At 45.0% G+C, this 22,676-nt stretch carries 22 protein-coding genes; 4 read left to right on the top strand and 18 right to left on the bottom strand.

What is annotated here, in order from left to right:
- Positions 1 to 76 precede the first annotated feature (76 nt).
- The 12 genes from ftsA to mraZ all read right to left on the bottom strand — a co-directional run bounded on the left by ftsA (position 77) and on the right by mraZ (position 14,286).
- Positions 77 to 1,426, bottom strand: a complete 1,350-nt coding sequence (gene ftsA, locus D0C36_RS07050; protein ID WP_117390840.1) for a cell division protein FtsA — start codon at positions 1,424 to 1,426, stop codon at positions 77 to 79.
- 35 nt (positions 1,427 to 1,461) lie between these two features.
- Positions 1,462 to 2,343, bottom strand: coding sequence for a cell division protein FtsQ/DivIB (locus D0C36_RS07055; RefSeq protein ID WP_117390841.1), 882 nt, complete (start codon positions 2,341 to 2,343; stop codon positions 1,462 to 1,464).
- Positions 2,336 to 3,691, bottom strand: coding sequence for a UDP-N-acetylmuramate--L-alanine ligase (murC, locus tag D0C36_RS07060; RefSeq protein ID WP_117390842.1), 1,356 nt, complete (start codon positions 3,689 to 3,691; stop codon positions 2,336 to 2,338). The genes D0C36_RS07055 and murC overlap by 8 nt, the downstream gene beginning before the upstream one ends.
- A gap of 84 nt (positions 3,692 to 3,775) precedes the next feature.
- Complete coding sequence (gene murG / locus D0C36_RS07065) at positions 3,776 to 4,939, bottom strand: undecaprenyldiphospho-muramoylpentapeptide beta-N-acetylglucosaminyltransferase (RefSeq protein WP_117390843.1); 1,164 nt, start codon at positions 4,937 to 4,939, stop codon at positions 3,776 to 3,778.
- A 72-nt stretch (positions 4,940 to 5,011) separates the two neighbouring features.
- Positions 5,012 to 6,163, bottom strand: coding sequence for an FtsW/RodA/SpoVE family cell cycle protein (locus tag D0C36_RS07070; RefSeq protein WP_117390844.1), 1,152 nt, complete (start codon positions 6,161 to 6,163; stop codon positions 5,012 to 5,014).
- Between the two features lie 100 nt (positions 6,164 to 6,263).
- Positions 6,264 to 7,649, bottom strand: a complete 1,386-nt coding sequence (gene murD, locus D0C36_RS07075; RefSeq protein WP_117390845.1) for a UDP-N-acetylmuramoyl-L-alanine--D-glutamate ligase — start codon at positions 7,647 to 7,649, stop codon at positions 6,264 to 6,266.
- 88 nt (positions 7,650 to 7,737) lie between these two features.
- Positions 7,738 to 8,979 carry a phospho-N-acetylmuramoyl-pentapeptide-transferase gene (gene mraY / locus D0C36_RS07080; protein WP_117390846.1) on the bottom strand — a complete coding sequence of 414 codons (1,242 nt, stop codon included), beginning with the start codon at positions 8,977 to 8,979 and terminating at the stop codon, positions 7,738 to 7,740.
- A complete protein-coding gene (locus tag D0C36_RS07085; protein ID WP_117390847.1) occupies positions 8,979 to 10,439 on the bottom strand; it encodes a UDP-N-acetylmuramoyl-L-alanyl-D-glutamate--2,6-diaminopimelate ligase in 1,461 nt (486 codons plus the stop codon). The genes mraY and D0C36_RS07085 overlap by 1 nt, the downstream gene beginning before the upstream one ends.
- Positions 10,436 to 12,520: a penicillin-binding protein gene (locus D0C36_RS07090; RefSeq protein WP_117390848.1), complete on the bottom strand. Its 2,085-nt coding sequence runs from the start codon at positions 12,518 to 12,520 to the stop codon at positions 10,436 to 10,438. Before D0C36_RS07090 ends, D0C36_RS07085 begins: the two co-directional genes overlap by 4 nt.
- On the bottom strand, positions 12,520 to 12,930 hold the full coding sequence (locus D0C36_RS07095) for an FtsL-like putative cell division protein (protein WP_117390849.1): 411 nt from the start codon (positions 12,928 to 12,930) through the stop codon (positions 12,520 to 12,522). Before D0C36_RS07095 ends, D0C36_RS07090 begins: the two co-directional genes overlap by 1 nt.
- Positions 12,927 to 13,829 (bottom strand): 16S rRNA (cytosine(1402)-N(4))-methyltransferase RsmH, encoded by a 903-nt coding sequence (rsmH, locus tag D0C36_RS07100; protein WP_117390850.1) that lies wholly within the window; start codon positions 13,827 to 13,829, stop codon positions 12,927 to 12,929. The genes D0C36_RS07095 and rsmH overlap by 4 nt, the downstream gene beginning before the upstream one ends.
- Positions 13,822 to 14,286, bottom strand: a complete 465-nt coding sequence (mraZ, locus tag D0C36_RS07105; protein WP_117390851.1) for a division/cell wall cluster transcriptional repressor MraZ — start codon at positions 14,284 to 14,286, stop codon at positions 13,822 to 13,824. Before mraZ ends, rsmH begins: the two co-directional genes overlap by 8 nt.
- A 652-nt stretch (positions 14,287 to 14,938) precedes the next feature.
- Here mraZ and D0C36_RS07110 point away from each other — a divergent pair.
- From D0C36_RS07110 to D0C36_RS07125, 4 genes are all read left to right on the top strand, one after another.
- Positions 14,939 to 15,595 (top strand): DUF1349 domain-containing protein, encoded by a 657-nt coding sequence (locus D0C36_RS07110; RefSeq protein ID WP_117390852.1) that lies wholly within the window; start codon positions 14,939 to 14,941, stop codon positions 15,593 to 15,595.
- A 27-nt stretch (positions 15,596 to 15,622) separates the two neighbouring features.
- Complete coding sequence (locus tag D0C36_RS07115) at positions 15,623 to 16,711, top strand: acyltransferase family protein (RefSeq protein ID WP_117390853.1); 1,089 nt, start codon at positions 15,623 to 15,625, stop codon at positions 16,709 to 16,711.
- Between the two features lie 18 nt (positions 16,712 to 16,729).
- Positions 16,730 to 17,554: a formyltetrahydrofolate deformylase gene (gene purU / locus D0C36_RS07120; protein WP_117390854.1), complete on the top strand. Its 825-nt coding sequence runs from the start codon at positions 16,730 to 16,732 to the stop codon at positions 17,552 to 17,554.
- A 76-nt stretch (positions 17,555 to 17,630) separates the two neighbouring features.
- A complete protein-coding gene (locus D0C36_RS07125) occupies positions 17,631 to 18,728 on the top strand; it encodes a toxin-antitoxin system YwqK family antitoxin (RefSeq protein ID WP_117390855.1) in 1,098 nt (365 codons plus the stop codon).
- Positions 18,729 to 18,736: 8 nt separating this feature from the next.
- Here the strand turns inward: D0C36_RS07125 and D0C36_RS07130 are convergent, their stop codons facing one another.
- The 6 genes from D0C36_RS07130 to D0C36_RS07155 all read right to left on the bottom strand — a co-directional run bounded on the left by D0C36_RS07130 (position 18,737) and on the right by D0C36_RS07155 (position 22,540).
- A complete protein-coding gene (locus D0C36_RS07130) occupies positions 18,737 to 20,233 on the bottom strand; it encodes a glycoside hydrolase family 32 protein (protein WP_233524432.1) in 1,497 nt (498 codons plus the stop codon).
- A 102-nt stretch (positions 20,234 to 20,335) separates the two neighbouring features.
- The gene (locus D0C36_RS07135) at positions 20,336 to 20,758 is read right to left on the bottom strand and encodes a hypothetical protein (protein WP_147321951.1); all 423 of its coding nucleotides are present in this window, start codon (positions 20,756 to 20,758) and stop codon (positions 20,336 to 20,338) included.
- A gap of 78 nt (positions 20,759 to 20,836) precedes the next feature.
- A complete protein-coding gene (locus D0C36_RS07140; RefSeq protein WP_117390858.1) occupies positions 20,837 to 21,268 on the bottom strand; it encodes a tail fiber domain-containing protein in 432 nt (143 codons plus the stop codon).
- A 73-nt stretch (positions 21,269 to 21,341) separates the two neighbouring features.
- Positions 21,342 to 21,662 (bottom strand): hypothetical protein, encoded by a 321-nt coding sequence (locus D0C36_RS07145; RefSeq protein ID WP_117390859.1) that lies wholly within the window; start codon positions 21,660 to 21,662, stop codon positions 21,342 to 21,344.
- A 45-nt stretch (positions 21,663 to 21,707) separates the two neighbouring features.
- A complete protein-coding gene (locus tag D0C36_RS07150) occupies positions 21,708 to 22,121 on the bottom strand; it encodes a hypothetical protein (protein ID WP_117390860.1) in 414 nt (137 codons plus the stop codon).
- A 2-nt stretch (positions 22,122 to 22,123) separates the two neighbouring features.
- The gene (locus tag D0C36_RS07155) at positions 22,124 to 22,540 is read right to left on the bottom strand and encodes a VOC family protein (RefSeq protein WP_117390861.1); all 417 of its coding nucleotides are present in this window, start codon (positions 22,538 to 22,540) and stop codon (positions 22,124 to 22,126) included.
- Between the last annotated feature and the right edge of the window lie 136 nt (positions 22,541 to 22,676).

Here is a 22,676-nt window from a genome sequence, read left to right on the forward strand (position 1 = left end):
GACCCTCTCTTCGCTGCGCGCAAAGAGGGTTTTAGCTCCCCTCTTTGCGAAGCAGAGAGGGGTTGGGGGAGAGGCTTTACTTCAAGAAATCCTCATCCTTTATATCGTCCTTAATAAATTTTTTACCCGATTCTAAAATTTTGCTCAACAAACCAAACTTGCGGTCGTCAGTATATTTTACTTTTTCCTGCTTAACTGCTGCGGTTGCCGGTGCGGCTGTCATGCCTTCGTATTCCATTTTCTGGATACCTTTTATCAACAGACCAATACCTGTAGCATACGTAGGGCTTTGCATATCCTCGTAGGTTGCTTTTGGCAATACCTCGTTCTTAGCAAGGTGTTCGTTAGGGTAACCTACGCGGCAATCTAAACCGGTTACATACTCTATCAGTTGCGTTAAGTGTTTTAACTGTGCACCGCCACCTGTTACTACTATACCGGCAATCAGCTTTTTCTCGTAGCCTGATGATTTTATCTCGTAGTAAACATGCTCAATGATCTCTTCCATACGGGCCTGGATCACAAAAGCCAGGTTTTTAACCGAGATCTCTTTTGGCTCGCGGCCACGCAGGCCCGGAACACATACTATCTCGTTCTCTTTATTCTCTTCGGCCAGGGCAGAACCAAACCTTACTTTCAATTGCTCGGCAATGTTGCGCATTACTGAACAGCCCTCGCGGATATCTTCAGTTACGCTATTACCACCAAACGGGATAACGGCTGTGTGGCGTATAATACCTTCGTGGAAGATAGCCACATCTGTTGTGCCACCACCTATATCTACCAGCACTACGCCTGCCTCTTTCTCCTCATCGCTCAGTACGGACTCTGACGATGCAAGAGGCTCAAGGATAAGTTCCTGGCTTTCAAGCTGTGCTTTGTTAACACATTTTACTATATTTTTAATGGCAGTTACCTGGCCTGATATGATGTGGAAATTGGCCTCAAGGCGTACACCAGCCATACCGATAGGGTCTTTAATACCCGGCTCATTATCTACCGTAAACTCCTGCGGCAACACATGAATGATCTCCTCTCCCGGCGGCATCACCAGGTTGTACATATCCTCAACCAGTTTATCAATATCCTTACGGCCTATCTCTTGTGATAGGTCGCGGCGGGTAATGAGGCCCCTGTGCTGCAGGCTTTTTATGTGCTGACCGGCAATGCCAACATTTACTATCCTTATCTCAACGTTGGACTGCGTACCGGCCACATCTACTGCCTGTACTATGCCCTGCACGGTTTTATCAATATTTGATACCATACCACGCGTGACACCCGCCGACTCTGCTTTTCCTATCCCTAACACCTCTATTTTGCCGTTCTTGCTCCTGCGGCCAACGATCACGCAAATTTTAGTTGTACCTATATCAAGGCCTACTACAATTGGCGAGCTTTTTTCATGTGTCGAACTCTTGTCCATACTTTTAATTTTTAATAGATGTCTTTTCCGTACTGTTATAAAACCGGCGGTTTTTCTGCCTGCGCCGTGTCTTGTTTAATTTTTGCACGCTTTATTGAATCGGCTTCAAACTCCTTGCGGCGCTTAAGCGAATCCAGCAGCGTTTCGTTTTTAACCCCCACTACCTGGTTAAAATATTTTATGTTGATAACCTTATAAGCATCCCAACCCACAGTTGGCAGTGCCTGTTTGTAAAACACTTTAAGGTTATTGAACCTCACATCCAATGAGTCGGCATTACCCAGCAATATGCGCTGGTTGCCTACCCGCGGTATCAGCTCTATCTCATGGTTCTCGTTCACATAGATCTGCGCTATCTGCGCATCCCATAATGAGTCCTTCCTGATGAAATCGGCTGTTTTGTAAATATCCTTTGCCATTACGGTATGCAACGAGTCGACCTTGTTGGCAAACAACTCATCAATAAAACCATTGGCAACCAATACCCTCGCGGTAAAGTTTTGTGAAAGCGGCATTTTCATACCGTGCTCGTCCACGTAAAAATCCTGCTCAAAGCGGTTCATGATCCGCAGCATTGGCTTGCGTTGTACCACTTCTACCTGCAGGGTGCCGTCCATATCCTCATAAACACGGGCATACTCCACAAATGGATTATGCTTCAGTTTGTTTTCCAACGCGTGGATATCGATATTCTCCAATCTGCGACCAACCAGATTCTTACCGCTTGCGCCGAGGATGTTATCTATCTCCTGCCTGTCAATAAAGTACTGGTTGCCGGGGATAAATACTTTTACCTTTTTGCAAACCAGTTCGGCCTTTTTCACTTCAATGAAACTCATCAGCACCACCAGGCCCGAGAGGCTTACCAGCCATCCCAAACCAATCAGCAGCGGTTTCCAGATGCGTTTCTTAAACATTTTCTAAAGCGCTTTTATAGGGTTGCACCATTGCATCAATATCACCTGCACCTACTGTTAGCAGCAGCTCGGGTTTCTCGGTGCGTACTATTTCAATACTCTCTTGTTTGGCAGCCTTGCGCTTGTTAGCCAGTTTCATGCGGCTTAATATCATCTCACTGTTAACCCCCTCAATAGGCAGCTCCCTTGCCGGGTATATATCCAGCAGGATGGTTTCATCAGCCATATCCAGCACCTCGGCAAATCCATCGGCAAAATCGCGGGTGCGGGTAAACAGGTGCGGCTGAAATATCACCGTCAGCTTTTTCTCCGGGTACAATTTTTTTACTGATGCGATAGCCGCACGCAACTCCTCGGGGTGGTGTGCATAATCATCAATAAATATGGTCTCCGGTGTTTTGAGGATATACTCAAAACGGCGCTTTACTCCTTTAAAAGAGCCTAACGCTTCGCGGATGGCATTAGGGTCTACCTCAACATGCAATGCTGCCTCGATAGCTGCAGTAGCATTCTCTACGTTGTGCAAACCGGCAATACCCATGCGGATATTCGGGATGCTTACTTTTCCGTCGTTAAAATCGAAGAAAAAACTACCGTCCTCAATGCGCACGTTAGTGGCCATTGCCTGTGCCTTATCATTCATGGCGTAGGTAAAACCTTCGCCCAATGGCAAACCTTGCCTGTATATTAAAGTACCGCCCTGTTTTATCTGCGATGCAAACAAGTGGAACGATTCTTCCAGTTTTGAATGGTCGCCGTAGATATCCAGGTGGTCGGCATCCATTGAAGTGATGATGGCAATATTAGGGTGCAGCGTAAGGAATGAGCGATCGTACTCATCTGCTTCAACTACTACAATATCATTTTCGCCATACAGCACATTGGTTTGGTAGTTTGATGATATGCCACCCAAAAATGCCGAGCAATCTTTACCCGAATCTTTAAGGATATGCGCTATCATGCACGAGGTAGTGGTTTTACCATGGGTACCTGCCACCGCAATAGTGAACATACCCTTACTGATGATACCCAATACCTGCGAGCGTTTATACAGCTCAAAACCCTGACGCTTCAAAAAGTTCAGTATAGCTGAATCTTTAGGGATAGCCGGCGTGTAAATAATGAGCGTGCCCTCATCAGGCGTTTGGAAGCTCATCGGTATGCCGTCCTCTAAATCCTCGTAAACTATGCAGATACCCTCGTTATGCAACGCCTCGGTTAGTGGCGTATGCGTTTTATCGTAACCGCAAACAACACACCCGAGGTGATGGAAATAGCGCGCAAGGCCGCTCATGCCTATGCCGCCTATCCCTACCAGGTAAACTCGTTTTATGTTGTTTAATTCCATTTTACTTTCTTAAATCTAATCTCCAATTAATCATCAACCAATCTCTTAAAAGACCCCTGCCCTAAAAAGGCAGGGGCTTTTACTTTAATTGTTGTTTGTTATTTGGATAACTTCTTTCGCAATAACTTCATCGGCATCAGGCAGGGCCAGTTTGCCAATGTTATTGCTTAATGTTTTTTGCAAATCGTTGTCGTTCAATAATTCAAGCGCCTTATCCACCAGTCTGGCCTCTGCATCACGGTCGGCAACAAAAATGGCAGCCTGCTCTTCAACCAGCGCCAATGCGTTCTTGGTTTGGTGATCTTCGGCCACGTTTGGCGATGGTACCAGTATCACGGGCTTTTTAATTACACACAGTTCGGCAATGGTACCTGCACCAGCACGCGATATCACCACATCTGCAGCGGCATAAGCCAAATCCATGCGGTTTAAAAACTCAACCACGCAGATATCGGGATGCTTATCGGGCCCTAATTGTTGCAGTACGCTCTGGTAATAAAACTTACCGGTTTGCCATATAACCTGCACATCGGCCGCGATGATCTTATCCAGACCAGCCATAATACTGTTGTTCAAAGTACGGGCACCCAAACTGCCACCTGTTATCAGGATGGTTTTCTTGAACGACGATAGCTTGTACAACTCCAGCGCCTGCATGTGCTTACCGGCAATATTCACCGACTCCTTGCGGATAGGGTTACCGGTTTTGATGATCTTCTCGAACGGGAAAAATTTCTCCATCCCATCAAAAGCCACGCATATTTTCTTAGCCTTTGCCCCCAGCCATTTATTGGTAATACCTGCGTAAGAGTTTTGCTCTTGTATCAAAGTTGGTATCCCTTTCAATGATGCCGCATACAACAGCGGCCCTGAAGCAAAACCACCCACTCCTACTGCGGCATCGGGCTTAAAGTCTTTTATAATTTGCAGGGCCTTGCGCACGCTGCGTAACAGTTTCACCGGGAACATGACGTTCTTCCAGATCGCTTTGCGCTGGATGCCGGAAATATCCAGCCCGATAATTTTATAGCCGGCCGCCGGAACCTTTTCCATTTCCATGCGGCCATTGGCTCCTACAAACAAAATCTCGGTATCCGGATCAAGCTTTTTTAAGGCATTAGCAATAGATACAGCCGGGAAAATATGCCCCCCTGTACCGCCGCCGCTTATGATGATACGCAACGGACGCCCCCCAACCCCCTGAAGGGGGAGTTTTTGTGAAGCAGTATTTTCACTGTTTATGCTCATTGCGTTTATTTCTCTTGTATCCTAACCTTAATATCTTTTATCTCATACTCCCCCTTCAGGGGGTTGGGGGGCTTACGCCGCCACTTCCCTTATCTCTCCTACCACCACTTTCCTTGGCTCGTCAATATCCCTGCTCACTGAGAGGATAATACCGAAAGCCACGCTGGTAAACAGGATGGATGTACCCCCCATACTTACCAACGGTAGCGGCACACCTGTTACCGGACCTAAACCTACTGCAACCGCCATATTGGCAAATGCCTGTATAGTGAGGCTAAAACTCAACCCGCAAGCCAGCAGTGCGCCGAAGGCTTTTGGTGCTGCAGTTACAATTTTTATGCACCGGTACAACAAGAACAGGTAAATGGCAACTAAAACAATGCCGCCAAACATGCCATACTCTTCTATAATGGTTGCATATATAAAATCCGAATACGGGTGTGGCAGATAGTTACGCTCGGTACTGTTGCCCGGGCCCTTCCCAAAGAACCCGCCGGTAGCAATGGCTATCTTGGCATGGTCAGATTGGAACGACTTATCCGGGTTGGCTGTCTCCGGGTGCATAAATGCATGCACACGCGAAATGTATGTTGTACGGCGAGGGCCCAAAAAAACCACGCCTAATAACAATATTGCACCTGCGGCACATACCACGCTGATCTGTTTGATACTGATACGGCCAATGATCAACAATAAAATGCTTACACCGAACAACATCAACGCCGTAGACAAGTTTGCCAGGGCAATTAATATAAACACCACACAAACCGAACCCATGATAGGGATGAACGATTGCTTAACATCCTTAATATTTTCCTGCTTACGCGATAGTGTACGCGCCAGGTAAGTGATCAAAGCCAGTTTTGCCAAATCGGATGTCTGGAAGGTTAAGCCCGTACCCGGGATAGCTATCCAGCGGCTTGCATCATTCACGTGGCTACCAAATATCAGCGTGTATAACAACAACGGAATGGTTATCGCCATTAACAACTTGGAAATACCGGCATAATAACGGTAATCTAACAAGTGCGAAAAGTACATCAGTGCCAAACCACCCACTATCATAAACAAGTGCTTCATCAGGATAAACTCCGTAGCCTTACCCTGTTTGTAGGCCAGCGTACCCGTTGAACTATATACCGCAAGCAACGACAATACCGATAGCAATATCACTATCAGCCATATCCAGCGGTCTCCTTTAACGTTGTTGAGTACTTGGTTCATTTTTTAGTTTATAGTCCATGGACCATAGCCCATAGTATTTTTTTGATTTTTATCTGCAAGTCCTGTCTATGGTCTATTGACTATCGACTATGGACTTCTCTTACAACTCTCTCACCGCGGCTTTAAACTGGTTACCCCTGTCTTCGTAATTTTTGAACAGGTCGAAACTTGCGCAGGCCGGTGATAACAACACCGTATCGCCTTTTGAGGCTAGGTGATAAGCTACCTGTGTTGCTTCCTGTGCCGATGCGGTGTTCACGATGATCTCTACCTCATCTTCAAAAGCATCGTGGATACGTTTATTATCCTTGCCCATGCAAACGATGGCTTTCACTTTCTGCTTAACCAGATCGCGCAGCATGCTGTAATCATTTCCTTTATCAACGCCGCCTAATATCAATACCACATCACTTGTCATGCTCTCTAAAGCATACCAGGTTGAGTTAACATTGGTAGCTTTTGAATCATTGATGAAACTGATGCCCGACACCTTGCCAACCGACTCGAGCCTGTGCTCGATATTGCGGAAGTTGCCCATGCTCTCTCTCATCGTTTCGTTGCGTAACTCAAGCACCTTGGCTACGATACCCGAAGCCATAGAATTGTAGATGTTGTGCTTTCCCTGCAAGGCCAGTTCGTTGATTGACATTTGAAAATGTTGTTTAGTAACGTTTATAATTAGGTTGTCGTTGTCGAGATATGCTCCCGGCTCAATAGTCTTTTCAATAGAGAATGGCAGCTGCTGCGCCGCTATTTCTTTCCCCTCAAGTACCTTTATTGTTTCGGCATCATCCGCACAATAAATAAAATAGTCGGCCGCTGTTTGGTTCTGCGTTATGCGGTATTTTGATGCCGCATAGTTCTCCAGCTTGTAATCATACCTGTCCAGATGATCAGGTGTGATGTTCAACAGCACCGCTATATCCGCCTTAAAGCGGTACATATCATCCAGCATAAAACTGCTTATCTCCAGCACGTAGTGATCAAATTTCTCAGTTGCCACCTGGTAGGCAAAGCTTTTACCTATGTTACCTGCCAGGCCTACATTCAAACCGGCATTTTTAAGGATATGATAAGTAAGGCTACTGGTGGTAGTTTTACCGTTTGAGCCTGTTATGCATATCATTTTAGCCTCGGTGTAACGCCCGGCAAATTCTATCTCAGATATTACCGGTATGCCTGTCTCGCGCAGTTTTTTTATCATCGGGGCCTTCTCAGGTATCCCCGGGCTTTTCACCACTTCAACAGCGCTGAGGATCTCGGCTTCGGTATGGCCGCCTTCTTCAAAGCGGATATTCCATTGCTGTAACTGTTCTTTGTATTTATCAGCTATCGCCCCAAAATCAGAAACAAAAACATCATACCCCTGCTGCTGCGCCAGGTAGGCCGCACCAACACCGCTTTCGCCGGCACCTAAAACAACCAAAAGCCCCCCAGCCCCCTGAAGGGGGAGTTTTTGAGTAGCTTGGTTTGCTGCCGTGCTCATTGTCTTTTGTATTATTACTTTCCTATTTATTATCTCTATTATTATTAACTCCTACTCCCCCTTCAGGGGGTCGGGGGGCTTCTGCGTTTTACCTCAGCTTCAACGTTATCACCGTTATTATCGCCAGGAAAATACAGATGATCCAAAAGCGGGTTACGATCTTGGCCTCATGAAATCCTTTTTTCTGATAATGATGATGCAGCGGCGCCATCAGGAATACCCTGCGGCCTTCGCCAAACCTTTTTTTGGTGTATTTAAACCAGCCTACCTGGATCATTACCGATACGTTCTCTACCAGGAATATCCCGCACAGCACCGGCACCAATAACTCCTTACGGATAATGATGGCAAATACTGCGATGATACCACCTATGGCCAGACTACCTGTATCGCCCATAAACACCTGCGCCGGGTACGAGTTGTACCACAAAAAGCCCACACATGCACCCACAAAGGCACCGGCAAAAATTACCAGCTCGCCCGAGTTGGGGATGTACATAATGTTAAGGTAATCTGCCGTCATGATGTTACCGGATACGTAGGCCAGTATAGCCAGCGTAAGCCCGATAATGGCCGATGTCCCTGTCGCAAGGCCGTCGATCCCGTCCGTAATATTGGCTCCGTTTGATACCGCCGTGATGATGACGATAACGAAAACCATGAATACCAGCAGCGCATACTGCTCGTAACCTTTACCTAAAAACTTAAGCACCTTGCCGTAATCGAACTCGTTGTTCTTGTAGAACGGCAGTGTGGTTTTGGTCGACTTGATATCCTGTGTGTACACCGGTTTATCGCCACGCATGTGGAAATCAACCGGGGCATCGTACTTAACCGGTAGTTTTACTTCCTGGCGGATGGTGATAGACGGATGGGTGTACATCGTCCACCCGATGATCAAAGCCAAACCCACCTGACCGGTTATTTTAAACCTGCCTGCAAGGCCTTCTTTGTTCTTTTTAAATACTTTAATATAATCGTCAAGGAAACCTATCAGACCCAACCAAACAGTAGTAACCAGCATCATAACCACGTAGATATTCTCCAGTTTGGCGAACAATAACGTAGGGATAAGGATACCCAGGATAATAATGATACCACCCATTGTAGGCGTACCCGATTTTTGCATCTGGCCTTCCAGACCTAAATTCCTTACTGTTTCACCCACCTGTTTAAAGCGCAGGTAATCTATCAGCCTGCGGCCAAAAACGGTAGTAACCAACAACGATACAATTACCGCCATTGCCATACGGAACGTGATATACTGAAACACACCAGCCCCGGGGATGGTGTAGTTCTTGTTCAGGTAGTTAAACAGGTAGTATAGCATTAATTCATCTCTTTGAATTGTTCTTCCAATTGTTCCATATCGTCAAAATGGTTCTTTACGCCATTTATCTCCTGGTATTTCTCGTGGCCTTTGCCTGCCAGCAGGATAATATCTCCGGGCTGTGCCAGCATGCAGGCTGTTTTGATGGCTTCACGCCTATCCACAATACTCAGCGTATGACGTTTAAAGGCAGGATCTACACCTTCTTCCATATCTTTGATGATCTGCGCCGGGTCTTCCGTACGCGGATTATCTGAGGTAAGGATCACCTTGTCGCTCCACTCGCAGGCAACTTTGGCCATTACGGGGCGCTTGGTTTTATCACGGTCGCCGCCACAGCCTAATATGGTGATCACCTTCTCGTTACCCTTGCGGATATCGTGGATAGTGCTCAATACATTCTGCACAGCATCAGGCGTGTGGGCATAATCAACAATACCGATAGTCTTGTTAGGTGCGGTTAAGTATTCAAACCTGCCTTCGGCACCGGTTAGCTTGCTCAGGCTTATCAGCACTTTTGATTTATCCTGCTCTAACAACATCGCGGCAGCATAAACGGCCAGCAGGTTGTAAGCATTGAAAGTACCTACCAGTTTAAACCAAACTTCCTCGTTATCGATATTCAGCAGCAAACCGCTAAACTGGTTCTCGATGATACGGGCACGGTAGTCGGCCATACTTTTTAGGCCATAGCTCTTTTTATGTGCCGATGTATTTTGCAGCATTACATTGCCGTTCTTATCATCGGTATTGGTTAATGCAAATGCACTTTTCGGCAGGTTATCAAAGAAGGCCTTTTTGGCTTTCAGATAGCTGTCGAACGTTTTATGATAGTCTAAATGATCATGCGTCAGGTTAGAGAATATCGCTCCCGAGAATTTTAAACCTTCGATACGGTATTGTGATACCGCATGCGAGCTTACTTCCATAAAGCAATAATCGCAACCCTGGTCAACCATGTCTGATAGCAGCCTATTCAGCGCCACCGGGTCAGGTGTGGTATGAGTTGATGGGATCACTTTGCCATCTATCTGGTTCTCTACGGTTGACAGTAACCCGCATTTATAACCCAGATCGCGGAAAAGTTTATATAAAAGCGTTGCAATGGTGGTTTTACCGTTAGTACCGGTTACGCCAACCAGCTTTAAATTACTTGACGGGTTCTCGTAAAAATTGGCTGCCATGGTACCCAAAGCCTTTGCAGAATTTGCCACCATCAGGAAATCAACTTCGCCTGCAGTGTGGGCAGGTAGCTCCTCGCAGACTACCGCAATAGCACCATCTTTAATAGCCTGTTCTATGTAATCATGCCCATCAAAAGCAGTACCCTTTACAGCTACAAACATGCAGCCCGGCACCACCTTGCGCGAATCAAACACAATGGCGGTTATCTCCACATCAGCACTTCCCTGCAGTTCGGTAAAGGCTACTCCATCTACTATGTCGCTCAGGTATCTCATTGCAGTTCAATTAAAATTTTTGATCCTTTAGGTATAATACTTCCACCGGTTGCAGATTGGGTTGTTACCGATCCGCTTCCTTTTACCGATACCTTGTAGCCGGCATTACCCAGGGCATACAATGCATCGCTAAGGCCCATGCCTGTTACATTTGGCACAGTACCGGTTTTATACTTATTGTCCTCAAAACCGATACCATTGCTGGTATCAACACTGTTTAAATTTGCTGAGGCATAAAGCGGTTTAAGGCTCAGTTTTTCGTACACCTTTTTAAGCGCTTTAACATTGCCTTGTTTGTACTTTGGCAGCGTGGTATTACCCACATATCTTATCGGCGACTGGTTCAATTCCATATCACCGGCGTAAACCTTATCGGCAATTTCCCTGAACGCCGGGCCCGCAACCGAAGCAGCATAGTAACCGTTCTTAGGGTCGTTAATTACTACGATCAGTGAATACTTTGGATGATCTGCCGGGAAGTATCCACAAAACGATGCCTGGTATTGCTTTTTAGCTTTGTAACCTTTGTTGGCATCAGCCACCTGTGCTGTACCGGTTTTACCTGCTATTTTATACAGCGGGTTGTACACGTATTGCTTACCGCTACCCTCGGTTACCACACCTTCCAGCATTTCCTGCATTTTTTTGATAGTAACATCAGAGGCTATTTTATCATTCACCACTTTGGTCTCAAAACGCTCAACAGTGTTGCCCAATCTTCTTATCTCTTTCACAAAAAGCGGCGTTACCATTTTACCGTTGTTAGCTACCGCATTATATAGCGTAAGCATTTTAAGCGGCGTTAACTGCATCTCGTAACCGTAGGCCATTTGCGGCAGGGTCATCTTCTTGTTCCAGCTGCGGTTCTTAGGGTTTTTAACCACCGGTTGCGCTTCGCCGGGAATTTGCAGCCCCATCTTTTCGTTCAGGTGCCAGTCGTACAGGTGATCGGTAAACTTCGATTGATCATCCTGGTAATATTTATTAACCAATGATGCAACCGCCGCATTTGATGATTTCTCGAAAGCCACCTTCACACTTACCTCGCCAATACTACCATGCGAATCGGTAATTACGTGACCAGGTATAGGATAATCATCCGTTTTCACCCTCGAGTTGGTATCAACCTTATGATCCTCAAGCAAAGCCATGTATGAAGCTATTTTAAATGTCGATCCAGGATCCTGGTTACCTGCTATAGCGTAGTTGAATTTCTCTTTAAAAGTACCATCGGGCATTTTGCTGTAATTGGCCACTGCTCTTACTTCGCCGGTTGCAACTTCCATCAGGATAGCAGCACCATGATCAGCATTGGTTACTATGAGTTGCTTTTCCAGGGCAGTTTGCACAAGGTCCTGCATATTTACATCAATGGTTGAAATGATATCCGCACCATCTTTTGGTGCAACTTCATCCTCATCATTAACCGGCACCCAAACGCCACCGGCAATACGGCTTTCTAAACGCTTACCGCTTTCGCCGTTAATATAATCGGCGTAAGCACCCTCAAGCCCTACCGGGTTCTTAACATTCTCGTTTGAGTAACCAATGGTACGGGCTGCTAAAAAACGGAACGGCAGAATACGTTTGTTCTGCTGCACTGCTATTAACCCCCCTTTGTTTTTACCCATTTTAAAGATGGGGAAGGTGCGCACTTCCTTTAGTTCGTTATAAGTTACCCGGCGCCTTAACAACTGATAACGCGCGCCATCTTTACGGGCATCGCGTAGCAGTCTTGAGTACTCGCGGGCTGACTTATCACCAAAAAAGGCTGATAGCTTACGCGATAAAGAGTCTATTTTCTCATCAAATATCTTTTCATCAGTAAGAGCCAGCATATCCATGCGCAACTCATATTCGGGTACCGATGTAGCTAACAAACTACCATCGTTAGAAAATATATTACCCCTTGCCGCATCAATATTACGGTAACGGGTTGAGAGATTGCGCGACATGCTCTTCCACTTATCGCCCTGTACAAATTGCACCCTGCCAAGCTGTACCAACACAGCACCGGCAAACAACAGAATTAACCCGAATGCCAGGTAAACTCTTATTAATATGTTAGTTCTGATACCCATTACTGCGCATCCTCCTTTACTGTTATTTTTTGCGGCGGCTCGTTACTCTCTCTCAAACCAAGGGTATCGGCACGTTTTGCTACTTCTGTTAGCGTACTTTTAAATGCCAGATCGGCCTTTGTGCTTTTATACTCCCAACTCAATTCCTTCACCTCTTTACCCAGCTTATCCAGCTCACGTATGTTGTTTTCTGTTAAATGCCTGTTGGCGATGTAGAACATGCCCAGCATAGCTACATATAATATAAAAGGCAGCGCACGGGTAGCATCATCAGTACTGATGACACCTTTGGTAAGAAAACGCGTAAACAGATTGTCGGGAAGTTCTTTTTTTGGTGACTTCTCTTCAACAACCAGTTGTTTGGCTTCTTCCTCCTCTTCCTGAATTTCTGTACGTAAACGGTTACTCATCTTTTTACAGCTATTCTCAATTTCGCACTGCGTGCCCTGTTATTCCCTTTTATCTCATCCTCGGTTGCGGTTATCGCACCGCGACTAACAGCATCCAATGGCCTGTTGTCGTTACCGTATATATCCTTCTCTAACTCGCCGCTAAACTTGCCTTTGGCGATAAAATTCTTAACCAACCTGTCTTCCAACGAGTGGTATGACATTACTACCAATCTTCCACCTTTAGCCAGCACTTCAGCCGATTGCTCTAAGAAGTCCTTCAAGGCTTCCAACTCCTGGTTAACCTCTATCCTCAGCGCCTGGAAAACCTGCGCCAGGTATTTATTTTCCTTCCCGCGGGGAATCAGGTTATTTATCGCATTCTTCAGATCAGCTATCGTATTCAGCGGGCCATTCAGCCTTGCCGTAACAATGGTTTTAGCCAGCGACTTTGCATTTTTTATTTCGCCGTAGATGCCAAAAATGCGGTGCAGATCTGCCTCGCTATAATTGTTCACTACCTCTTTGGCACTCAGGTCTGATGCCTGGTTCATCCGCATATCCAGCTCCGCATCAAAACGGATAGAGAAACCGCGATCAGCCTCATCAAACTGGTGTGATGATACACCCAGATCTGCCAGTATACCGTCAACCGGCATAGCATCGTGCAAACGAACAAAGTTTTTCAGGTAACGGAAGTTCTGGTCAACAAACTCAAAACGCTCATCATCTATCCTGTTGCGCTGCGCATCGGCATCCTGGTCAAAAGCCAGCAAACGGCCACCTTCGCCAAGGTGCTTCATAATCTCGCGCGAGTGGCCGCCACCACCAAAAGTTACATCTACATAGGTACCGTTTGGCTTAATCTCTAAAGCCTCAATACACTCCTGCAACATAACGGGCACGTGATAGTTACTCATTACCACCCTTTCCTCTTTTCACCATCACCTCTTCGGCCAGGTCGGCAAAGTTTTCGGGTTCATTGTTCATCATTTGCTGATGCGCTTTTTTATCCCAGATCTCTACCTTATTTAACATACAGGTTAAAACCACTTCGCCGGTAATACCTGCGTATTCCATCAAACTCTTCGGCAGGTTTATCCTGCCTGCCGTATCCGGCTCTACCACGGTGGCGCCGCCGGTAAAATATCTCACAAACTGGTTAACTTTCCTGTCGTATTCATTAAGTTTGCTCAGCTCATCAAGCTTTTTGTCCCACTCGGTTTTGGTGTAAATAACAAGATACTTTTCAAGGCCGCGGTTGATCACAAGACCTTCAGTCTCAGCTTCTGGAAGCTGTTTCTTAAGGCCCGCAGGGATCATCATCCGCCCCTTGGCATCCAGTTTACATTCAAATTCTCCGGTTAAATAGGACATTATAGATTGTCGGCAATTTTTGTAACGTAAAAGTAAAATACTTCTTCCACTTTTTACCACTTTTTACCACTTAAAAGTTTTCAACAATTTTTAGGTGGTCTTGTTTTATCCTAAATGCCGAAATATCAAAGTTTTATCAATCAAAAATCATTAGCTATAAATAGGCTGTAACGGGCTATTTTTCAAGGGATTTAAAGCCTTGTATTTACCCAAAAACTGCCTTTAAGTATGATACTTTCGCGTGGTGGGAGAAAATGGAATAAAAAATGATTAAGCCGTATTTGTACCGCACCTGACGGAGCGGTACAAATACGACTTTTCTTGCTACCGACCTTTAACCCCGATGGGGTTATATCAATGCGCCGTAAGTGCAAAAGGTCGGTAGAAATACATAGGTGTTAAGCTGTTTCATTTGGGCTGAAGCCCATCATCTTGTCTTACACCCATCCCATAAATGGGACGGCAATGAATAAAGTTTACCGCCATGAATTTTCATTGCCGTTGGCTTCAGCCAACGGTTCGAGGACAGATCTTTGGCTTTAGCCTAACGTGCAGTTACCCCACTTAATTATATTTAGGCTATGCCCGCCCGTTCCTAATCATTATACTTGCGGTAATAAACTGTACACTCTACAATTACTTCCCGAACGAAATGAAAAAGAAAGGACTATTCCTGGCCCTTGTTGCGTTATGCGCTGTCAAATTTGCATCGGCCCAAAGCCTTGATAAAATGCAATGGTTTAATGAACCCGAAAAGTGGGATATTAAAAACAACACCCTTACTATGGCCGTAACGCCGCAAAGCGATTACTGGCGCATATCTCACTATGGTTTTACCGTTGACGACGCTCCTTTTTACTATACCACATACGGCGGCGAGTTTGAGGCCAAAGTAAAACTCACCGGTGCCTACAAAGCCCGTTTCGACCAGATGGGCATCATGGTACGTACCGACCACGAGAATTATATAAAAGCAGGCGTTGAGTTTGTTGACGGCAAGTTTAACGTAAGCAGCGTTGTTACCCACCATGTTAGCGATTGGGCGGTTACTACCCTTGATAAAGTGCCACCTTTTATATGGATAAAAATAGTGCGCCGCCTGGATGCTGTTGAGGTTTTCTACTCGCTGGATGATGTGAATTACATTATGACTCGCAATGCCCCACTGCAGGATAACAAACCGGTAATGGTAGGCTTGATGGCGGCTTCGCCGGATGGTAAGGGTTTTGAAGCTAAATTTGAGAATTTTAGGGTGAAACATCTCCCCGATCAGCGCCGTTTAGAGTGGCTGAAGAAAAACGCTAACTAAGAAAATCATTTACTGAACTAAGCTTTAATGACTAATCAAACTGCTGCTAATTTAACTGCCACCCGCCCCCACTATGCCGTTTTAGATGGGTTGCGTGGAGTTGCCGCCATATCTGTTGTGGTGTTCCACTTTATGGAGCTGGTACAACCCGAATACAAGAACAGCTTTATTGCCCATGCCTACCTGGCGGTCGATTTCTTTTTCTGCCTTTCGGGATTTGTGATCGCCTATGCTTATGATACTCGCCTATCTAAATTAGGTATCGGCAATTTTTTAAAAATGCGTTTGATACGCCTGCATCCGTTGGTCATCATTGGTGCGGTGATAGGCCTGCTGGGTTTTGTGTTCGACCCATGGAGCAACCTGTATCAGAAATACGAAGGTAATTTGGTGCTGATGTTTATTGCATCAATAGTGATGGTGCCATACGCGCTGGTTAAAGAACGATACTTTAATCTGTTCCATCTAAACCCGCCTACATGGTCGTTATTTTTTGAATACATCGCCAACGTAATCTACGCTTTGGTATTGGTAAGGGTCAATAAAACCATGCTTTGGGTGCTTACCGTAATTGCGGCTATCGGATTATTGTGGGCCGCACACGTAGCAGGCAACCTAAGTTTAGGCTGGAGCGGCGATACCATGCCGGGGGGCTTTGCCCGTATGAGTTTCTCTTTCTTAGCAGGGATATTGGTTTACCGTTCGCAATGGATCATCAAATCAAAAGTAAGTTTTGCGCTGATAAGCGTATTGCTGTTTGTGGTGTTTGTGATCCCCTTCAGAGAAAGCTATAACGCCTTATTTGAGCCGCTTACCGTGATATTTTATTTCCCTTTCTTACTGGCTTTGGGTGCCGGCATAGAGCAATCGGGCACATCGAAAAAGGTTTGTGATTTTCTGGGCGAGATCTCGTACCCGCTTTACATGGTTCACTACCCTTTCATCTGGTGGTTTATGAGCTGGGTTGAGGCGAAGAAACCAAGCATGAGCGAAATGACCATTGTAACTGCCGTGGGCACTGCGGTATTAATTGGCTTTGCTTATCTTGTGATGGTTTTGCTTGATATCCCTATCAGGAAAAAATTAAAAACAGCTTTAGTTAAGGAGAATAAATAACAGTATAATACCCCCACAATGATTATCGTAATACAATGCGCAGACCGCGTAGGCCTGGTGGCAGCCATATCACGCCTGATGGCAAAAAAAGGCCTCAACATTATTGGCATGCAGGAGTATGTAGATAATGCCGAGAACCTGTTTTTTATGCGCCTCGAGGTTGACCAAACCGACGGCGCCGCCGAAATTGAGTACGACCTGCGCCAGATATTACCCGATGGTGCCATTGTAAAAGTAAACCCCGTTCCCGAGAAAAAGATAGTGGTACTGGTTACCAAAGAGTACCATTGCCTGGCCGATATACTGGTACGCAACTACTTTAAAACCCTTGGCGCAAGCGTGCAATGTGTTATAGGCAACCACACCACCCTGCAGGATATATGTAAGCGTTTTGATGTACCTTTTTATGAAGTGCAGGCAGGTACTGATAAAGGCGCTTTTGAAGAGAAAGTTGTAGAGATCATCAACCAACACGAGTTTGATTACCTCGTACTGGCCAAGTTTATGCGCATCCTCTCGCCAGATTTTGTTTGGCGTTTCCCGATGCAGATCATCAACATACATCACTCGTTTTTGCCGGCCTTTGCAGGTGCCAGCCCCTATCGCCAGGCACATGAGCGCGGCGTAAAACTAATAGGTGCCACCGCCCACTACGTAACCGACGAACTTGATGAGGGCCCTATCATTGCCCAGCAAATTATCCCGGCCAACCATACCCTTACTGTGCAGGATATGGTAAAAGCCGGCAAAGAGATAGAAACAGCAGTGTTGGCAAAAGCCCTTAAGCTGGTGTTTGATGACCGCGTATTTGTTTACAAAAACAAAACGGTAGTGTTGGAGTAAAACCAATTGCGATTTTTTAATAAGCTTTTAATAATTCACCGTTATTGGCGTATCTTCACGGCACTTAACCTTTTACATGAAATTTTTCCCCATTGCACTGTTAGTGTTTTGCTGCACAGCGGCATCAGCCCAAAACACCAGGATCAAAAGAGAGATAACCATAAAAATTATTGACCGCGATAGCGTTGTATTGCATTACGATAATGAATTTGCCCTTACTGATGATACCTGCAGTAAAATAACTCGATTTGGGCATTTCTCTGAAGATCAGAAACTCGACGGTGCCTTTGAGGACCATAACAGTGCCAACCCAACTATTTTACTTACTAAAGGAGCTTATACCGAAGGCCTAAAACAAGGCCCGTTCATTATAAATTTCCCCGATGGTAAACTACAAGCCAAGGGTGAGTTTAAAAACAACCGTTTCTTTGGAAAGTGGGAAGTATTTTATGCCAATGATAAACCACGGATATTTTTTGAAGCCGATGGTAATGCTATAAAAATAACCGACGCCTGGGACGAAAAAGGAGTTAAAACTATCGCAAACGGCAGCGGCTTTTTAAAAACCAATGATGGTATTACAATATGGCAAGGTAAACTGGTTAACGGGTTACCTGATGGTACCTGGAAATCAAAAAGAGTGCGCGATGACGAAAATGTAAATACGGAGTATTACAAGAATGGAGCTTTCCAAAGCGGGCATTCATTGATAAAAGAATATACCGACTCAACCCGCCTGGCGCTGGTTACTACTAACATGTTCAAATTTGTACAGGCCGAACGCTTTCTGATATCAACAGCTGATTGTGATGGCAACAAAACGGAAGAATATTCTGACGCACATTATTCCTCGAGAATGGACTTCCCTTTTAGCACTTACCTTAGCAACTCTATAAACAACGCGTTAAGCGGGCTTGATATTACAGCCTTTGACGGCCGGGTTATAATTGAAGGTGAATTTGGCAAAGATGGCGCAGTAAAGAACCTGCGTACCCGCGAAACTATTAGCGAGGTGGTAACCGAAGCTGTAAAAAAACAAATACGCCAATTGCCAGCCCTTGTACCAGCAACAATAAATGGCAAACCGGCTAAACAAAAGTTTAGCGTAACCATCCTCATGTCTAACAGGACATATCGTTTTTCATATCAATTTGCTAAACCAGAAAAAGAGTAACCTTTATTTTACTGCCAAATACTTTTTAACGGTTGTATTTGCAGGTGTTCTATTTCCATACCATGGTTTACAATACCCAGCCTGGTATAAGGTTTTTTGGGGAAGAACTGCGAGGTAAGTACAGTTAATCCACCATCGGCAAACAATTCTATTGATGATGCATCAACCACCAGTTGCAGGTTGGTACCCATAGAGGTAGTTAACCTTGGTGCATAGGCTATTTGCGCAAAGCTTTTGTCAAATTTAGTTTGGCCGGCCCTGGTACGGTCAACGTAATATCGCATGGTTTTGGCATCGTAACCAACGGTTAGTTGCTCGCCAAAAGCGTTGGATAACACAACCGAGTAATTGTTTGATGCCTGCGTATTAAACTTTAATACATACTGCGATGGCGTTTGCTTTATCACCGCGAAGATGTTATTATTCTTAGCCAGATTAGCCGGATCTACCTTGATGGTTTTGTTTACAATTTTGTCCAGTTCCTCAACAGGGGTAGATCTTAAGAAAATATCGCCTTCGGTAAGTTCTAAGGATAGCTCGCGCGGGATGGTCATGGCATTGCGCCATGCTTTGGTGGGTGTTTGGTTGGCATAGCGCCAGTTGCTCATCCAACCTAAAAATATTTTGCGTTTGCCGGTATTACCCCAGGTTACGCCCGCATAATCATCGGGGCCAAAATCAATCCATTTGGTTTTGGTGCTGATTGGGGTAAACGTTCTGCCATCAAAATGGCCCACAAAATACTGCGTTGCAGAACCTTCATTTGGCCCGCCCGGGTTAATGCTCACCAGCAGCACCCAATATTCTTTACCGTTTAATTTAAGCGGAAACATATCAGGGCATTCCCAAACACCGCCATGTGCGCCAAGTTTTTCACCAAATTCACTTTCCTTTTTCCACTCTTTTAAATTGGCAGATGAGTAGAACGTAATGCGATCTTTTGTGGCCAGGCTCATTACCCATTTCTTTCCATCCTCGTACCAAAACACTTTAGGATCACGAAAATCGCGGATGCCGGGATTTTTGATCACAGGGTTACCTTTGTACTTTACCCAGGTTTGGCCTTCATCTAAACTATAGGCAAGGCTTTGGTTCTGAAATTTTGAACCGCCTGCTTTCTCGCCTTTTGGGTCGTGGTGGGTAAATATGGCCACCATTGGTGTTTTACCATTGGCGCCCAGGCCTGATGTATTGTCTTTATCCACCACGGCACTGCCAGAGAATATGTAGCCCAGTTTATCGGGATACAAAGCTATTGGTTGCTCTTTCCAGTGCACCAGATCTTTACTGGTTGCATGCCCCCAATGCATAGGCCCCCAAACAGTAGCCTTAGGGTAATGCTGAAAAAACAGGTGGTAAGTACCTTTATAATAAACCATCCCATTAGGGTCATTGGTCCACCATTTTTTGGGAGAGAAATGCGCCTGCGGGCGGTATTGGTCGTGGTATGGGGTTGACTTCTGTGCTTGTGAAATGCTTGCGGCGGCTATAAAAATGCCGCTCATAAGTACGTGCTTCAAACTCATATTTTATACTATTCAGGTTGCGAGGTGCTGAGTTGCCAATTTATTAATAAACTGATAATTAACAACCATAGTATAAAATTGTTAGTCGAACGCTACCGTCAGATCTCCTGATATTTTGTTAACGTGGCAGTTGCACCCACCCGATATTTTGTACATTACAGATTTCACCTGGCCCGTTGCATCGCTTTTAGCGGTAATTTTAATATCGTCGCCCCCGGTAGAAAATTGGTTCTTTGTTCCATCATCAGCTACCAATACCGTACCGGCTACATAATCAATACTGGGTGAATATTTAGGTAGCTCCACAGGTTTATTAGTGCGCATGTTAATCACGGTAACCCCCGAAATAGTTACAGGAGAGCCATCCTTATTGGTAAAACGCATTGTTACAGAAACAAACTCATTGGTACACATTTGGGTGTCACATCCGCCTTTGTTGCTATTCTTTTTGCAGGCGCCTAAGCTTATTGCTGTTAGTAACAAGGCAGTAAGAAATTTTTTCATGTTGTTTGGTTGTTTAGTTACTGTATTTACGCGGGTAAAAAACAAAACGCTACAAAAAAGCGGCTTTCGCCGCTTTAACTATTTAGATGCTTTAAGTTGTTGCACTTCAAGTTTCAGTTGCTCTATCTGTGCCTGTTGTTCCTGTATAGCGCTCACCAATAGCGGCACGAGCTTTTGCAGGTCGACTTCGGGCGTGGTAATGGCGCGCTGGTTTCCTTTGCCTGCCGGGTACCAATTGTTTTTGGCATCAACTACTGATGGCAGCACTTGCTTTACATCGGCGGCAATAAAACCATATTGCGTACCGCCCGGCAGGTGCAGTTGCTTGTATTGTTGCTGATCGTAACTGTAACTGATAGGCTTTAGCTGGGCTATGTAATTCAATGAATTAGTGATAGGTGCTGTACTTGTTTTGATCTGTTTGTCACTGATGGTTTGTGCAGATGCTTTAAAGCTAAACGCGGCAACAACCAACATAAACGACAATATAAATGGAACACGAGATTTCATGGTAATAATAATTTTGGTTAAATAAACTGGTTAAAACTCCGCAAAGCGGATGAATGGGTAGATGCAGTACCGTTTAACCGACGCGATCTGGCGGCGGTGTGGGCACCGGAGAGATCCAGCCTAAATGGGGCACCAAAACTTCTGTTGGATATATATAGCTCTGCGATGGCAGAGAAATTAAGGGCAGGGTACAGAACGGCTCAATGGCCAATAACTCTTTAACACTCACCTCACGTTCGCTGCGCTCAGTAGCATCATCATCGGCAAGGGTATTTTTATCTGCCTGGGCAATGCCTGCTTTGGCGATCAGTTTGATCATAGATATGCCTGTGCTTTCCAGTAATGAAAACAGGCATATAAAAACAAACAGATGTTTAAACCAGGTTAAACGCATAGCAGATTTACTATGCAAACATAACAAATTTATGATTTGATGGATTTATTTCACCACAATTTTTTCGGGGCCTGATAGTTTTTCTACGTGGCAATTGCACCCGCCCGATATTTTGTAGATGGTCTCTATCTTTTTGCCATTATAAGTAGCAGTAACCCTGATGTCATCACCTTCGGTAGAGAGTTCTTTCTTGTTTGCATCAGTAACTATAGTATGATTCATTGGCGAAAAGCCGGGATCGATAACACCTTTTGGCTCTATTTGCTTCTTCTTACTAAGGTTATAGATAGTAACATCTGTTACGTTAACATTGTTACCATTTGCATCAACAAACTGTGTACCTATTGAGGCAAATATCTCGGTACAAATCTGGTTGGTTGGGCAACCACCATTGATACTTTTACTACATGATGCTGCTAACAGCAGTACAGGTAAACAAAATGCAATGAGCTTTTTCATATTTACAAGATCTGGTTAAACTCCAATCGCTCGCCATCGGGGCCAGCAATATTAAAGTACTTACAACCATTTTGCCAGAATTGTAAAAATACCGGCTCGGGCTCAATAATGGTAAATCCGCCTGCTTTTACGTCTTTAAAAGCAACGTCAATATCAGGCACATTAAAAGCCACGTGATCTATATGGCCATTACCCCTGCGTTTTATCTCCGTAAGATCTGGCTCGGGCAATTGGTAAAGCTCTATAACCATGTCTCCGCGTTTCATCATTACACAAGAGCCCGGGTGGCCTTTATGCATAAAGCCGGCCAGCATGGCGCGTTCAAAACCCAAACGCTCATAAAATGTCTGCGAGTCGCCGATATTACTTACCGGGATGCCAATGTGCTGTATAGCAGTTATGTTGACAATATTTATCATATATTCAGTTAAGCGTAAATATGGCGATTTGTTTGCTTATACAAAGCAGACTATATTCTCACAGGTTGTTGATAAAAACTCAACTAATCAGAGCCTTAATTTATCAGGATCTTGCCGGTTATCCCAAAACAACAAC

It is taken from the genome of Mucilaginibacter conchicola (assembly GCF_003432115.1).
In the GTDB taxonomy this organism is placed as follows: domain Bacteria; phylum Bacteroidota; class Bacteroidia; order Sphingobacteriales; family Sphingobacteriaceae; genus Mucilaginibacter; species Mucilaginibacter conchicola.

Excerpts from the sequence above, each read along its gene's own strand:
- ftsA (WP_117390840.1), bottom strand. The coding sequence starts at position 1,426 with ATGGACAAGAGTTCGACACATGAAAAAAGCTCGCCAATTGTAGTAGGC.
- D0C36_RS07055 (WP_117390841.1), bottom strand. The coding sequence starts at position 2,343 with ATGTTTAAGAAACGCATCTGGAAACCGCTGCTGATTGGTTTGGGATGG.
- murC (WP_117390842.1), bottom strand. The coding sequence starts at position 3,691 with ATGGAATTAAACAACATAAAACGAGTTTACCTGGTAGGGATAGGCGGC.
- murG (WP_117390843.1), bottom strand. The coding sequence starts at position 4,939 with ATGAGCATAAACAGTGAAAATACTGCTTCACAAAAACTCCCCCTTCAG.
- D0C36_RS07070 (WP_117390844.1), bottom strand. The coding sequence starts at position 6,163 with ATGAACCAAGTACTCAACAACGTTAAAGGAGACCGCTGGATATGGCTG.
- murD (WP_117390845.1), bottom strand. The coding sequence starts at position 7,649 with ATGAGCACGGCAGCAAACCAAGCTACTCAAAAACTCCCCCTTCAGGGG.
- mraY (WP_117390846.1), bottom strand. The coding sequence starts at position 8,979 with ATGCTATACTACCTGTTTAACTACCTGAACAAGAACTACACCATCCCC.
- D0C36_RS07085 (WP_117390847.1), bottom strand. The coding sequence starts at position 10,439 with ATGAGATACCTGAGCGACATAGTAGATGGAGTAGCCTTTACCGAACTG.
- D0C36_RS07090 (WP_117390848.1), bottom strand. The coding sequence starts at position 12,520 with ATGGGTATCAGAACTAACATATTAATAAGAGTTTACCTGGCATTCGGG.
- D0C36_RS07095 (WP_117390849.1), bottom strand. The coding sequence starts at position 12,930 with ATGAGTAACCGTTTACGTACAGAAATTCAGGAAGAGGAGGAAGAAGCC.
- rsmH (WP_117390850.1), bottom strand. The coding sequence starts at position 13,829 with ATGAGTAACTATCACGTGCCCGTTATGTTGCAGGAGTGTATTGAGGCT.
- mraZ (WP_117390851.1), bottom strand. The coding sequence starts at position 14,286 with ATGTCCTATTTAACCGGAGAATTTGAATGTAAACTGGATGCCAAGGGG.
- D0C36_RS07110 (WP_117390852.1), top strand. The coding sequence starts at position 14,939 with ATGAAAAAGAAAGGACTATTCCTGGCCCTTGTTGCGTTATGCGCTGTC.
- D0C36_RS07115 (WP_117390853.1), top strand. The coding sequence starts at position 15,623 with ATGACTAATCAAACTGCTGCTAATTTAACTGCCACCCGCCCCCACTAT.
- purU (WP_117390854.1), top strand. The coding sequence starts at position 16,730 with ATGATTATCGTAATACAATGCGCAGACCGCGTAGGCCTGGTGGCAGCC.
- D0C36_RS07125 (WP_117390855.1), top strand. The coding sequence starts at position 17,631 with ATGAAATTTTTCCCCATTGCACTGTTAGTGTTTTGCTGCACAGCGGCA.
- D0C36_RS07130 (WP_233524432.1), bottom strand. The coding sequence starts at position 20,233 with ATGAGCGGCATTTTTATAGCCGCCGCAAGCATTTCACAAGCACAGAAG.
- D0C36_RS07135 (WP_147321951.1), bottom strand. The coding sequence starts at position 20,758 with ATGAAAAAATTTCTTACTGCCTTGTTACTAACAGCAATAAGCTTAGGC.
- D0C36_RS07140 (WP_117390858.1), bottom strand. The coding sequence starts at position 21,268 with ATGAAATCTCGTGTTCCATTTATATTGTCGTTTATGTTGGTTGTTGCC.
- D0C36_RS07145 (WP_117390859.1), bottom strand. The coding sequence starts at position 21,662 with ATGCGTTTAACCTGGTTTAAACATCTGTTTGTTTTTATATGCCTGTTT.
- D0C36_RS07150 (WP_117390860.1), bottom strand. The coding sequence starts at position 22,121 with ATGAAAAAGCTCATTGCATTTTGTTTACCTGTACTGCTGTTAGCAGCA.
- D0C36_RS07155 (WP_117390861.1), bottom strand. The coding sequence starts at position 22,540 with ATGATAAATATTGTCAACATAACTGCTATACAGCACATTGGCATCCCG.